Here is a 2,175-nt window from a genome sequence, read left to right on the forward strand (position 1 = left end):
GGAGACAACCTTGGCCACCGGAACAACCGAACGCCCACCGAGCCCCGACCAGCCGGGCGGTGTCCGCGCCCCGGGCCGTGCCGCCATCGCGGCGCGCCATCTCCGCACCGACCGCTGGTGGCTGCAGCCCACCGCCACCTTCACCGCGCTGACGGTGTTCATCGTCTACTCGACGTGGCGCGCCCTCATCGACGACAACTACTACGCGGCGCCCTACGTCTCACCGTTCTACTCGCCCTGCCTGGGCTCCGAGTGCGTGGACATGAAGGGCGGCCCGAACTTCGCGCTCTTCGGCGACTGGTGGTTCATGTCCCCCGCGGTGATCATCCTGATCTTCCCGCTGGGCTTCCGGTTCACCTGCTATTACTACCGCAAGTCGTACTACCGCAGCTTCTGGGCGTCGCCGCCGTCCTGCGCGGTCGCCGAGCCGCACAAGACGTACACCGGCGAGACCCGCTTCCCGCTGATCCTGCAGAACGCGCACCGCTACTTCTTCTACGCCGCGCTGGTGGTCGCCGCGATCCTCACGTACGACGCGGTCCTCGGCTTCCGCAACAGCGAGTACGAGTGGGGCCACGTGGGTCTCGGCACCATCGTGCTCTGGATCAACGTCGTGCTCATCTGGCTGTACACCCTCTCCTGCCACTCCTGCCGGCACATCGTCGGCGGCCGGCTCAGGCACTTCTCCAAGCACCCGCTGCGCTACCGCGCATGGGGCTGGGTGGGCAAGCTCAACCAGCGCCACGCGCTGCTGGCCTGGGCGTCCCTGATCAGCGTGGGACTCGCCGACCTGTACGTATACCTGCTGGCCTCGGGCGCGTTCGACGACCCGGTGCTGTTCTAGAGGCGCAGCGAGCCGACCGATGGGAAAGGCGAAGCACAGAAAATGACGCAAGTCGAACGGCAGCAGTGGGACGTCGTCGTGGTGGGTGCCGGGGGCGCCGGGCTGCGGGCGGCGATCGAGGCCCGGGAGCAGGGCCTGCGCACGGCCGTCATCTGCAAGTCGCTCTTCGGCAAGGCCCACACCGTCATGGCGGAGGGCGGCATCGCCGCCAGCATGGGCAACGTCAACGCGGGCGACAACTGGCAGGTGCACTTCCGCGACACGATGCGCGGCGGCAAGTTCCTCAACAGCTGGCGGATGGCGGAGCTGCACGCCAAGGAGGCGCCGGACCGCGTCTGGGAGCTGGAGACCTGGGGTGCGCTCTTCGACCGCACCAAGGACGGCAAGATCTCCCAGCGCAACTTCGGCGGCCACGAGTACCCGCGCCTCGCCCACGTCGGCGACCGCACGGGGCTCGAACTGATCCGCACCCTCCAGCAGAAGGTCGTCTCCCTCCAGCAGGAGGACTTCAAGGAGAGCGGGGACTACGAGTCCCGGATCAAGGTCTTCCAGGAGTGCACGGTCACGCGCATCCTGAAGGCGCCCGACGGCCGGGTCTCCGGCATCTTCTCCTACGAGCGCGAGTCGGGCCGGTTCTTCGTGATCGAGTCGCCGGCGGTGGTGCTGGCGACCGGCGGCATCGGCAAGTCGTTCAAGGTGACGTCCAACTCCTGGGAGTACACCGGCGACGGGCACGCGCTCGCGCTGCTCGCCGGGGCGTCGCTGATCAACATGGAGTTCGTCCAGTTCCACCCCACCGGGATGGTCTGGCCGCCCTCGGTCAAGGGGATCCTCGTCACCGAGTCGGTCCGCGGCGACGGCGGTGTCCTGCGCAACAGCGACGGCAAACGCTTCATGTTCGACTACATCCCGGACGTCTTCAAGGAGAAGTACGCGCAGAGCGAGGACGAGGGCGACCGCTGGTACGAGGACCCGGACAACAACCGGCGCCCGCCCGAGCTGCTCCCCCGCGACGAGGTGGCCCGCGCCATCAACTCCGAGGTGAAGGCCGGCCGCGGCTCCCCGCACGGCGGCGTGTTCCTGGACGTCTCGACCCGGCTGCCGGCCGAGGAGATCAAGCGCCGGCTGCCGTCGATGCACCACCAGTTCAAGGAGCTGGCGGACGTCGACATCACCGCGGAGCCGATGGAGGTCGGCCCGACCTGCCACTACGTGATGGGCGGCGTCGACGTCGACCCGGACACGGCGGCGGCGCTGGGCGTGCCGGGCCTCTTCGCGGCCGGCGAGGTCGCCGGCGGCATGCACGGCTCGAACCGCCTCGGCGGCAACTC

At 68.8% G+C, this 2,175-nt stretch carries 2 protein-coding genes; both read left to right on the forward strand.

The features are described 5' to 3' along the window. The first annotated feature begins 10 nt into the window (after positions 1-10). Positions 11-844: a succinate dehydrogenase subunit SdhC gene (gene sdhC / locus H5J30_RS28770; RefSeq protein WP_181790205.1), complete on the forward strand. Its 834-nt coding sequence runs from the start codon at positions 11-13 to the stop codon at positions 842-844. A 42-nt stretch (positions 845-886) separates the two neighbouring features. After that, a partial coding sequence (locus H5J30_RS28775; protein WP_181790206.1) for a fumarate reductase/succinate dehydrogenase flavoprotein subunit occupies positions 887-2,175 on the forward strand: 1,289 nt, incomplete at its 3' end.

This window comes from Streptomyces phytophilus, from assembly GCF_013870535.1.
GTDB lineage: Bacteria > Actinomycetota > Actinomycetes > Streptomycetales > Streptomycetaceae > Streptomyces > Streptomyces phytophilus.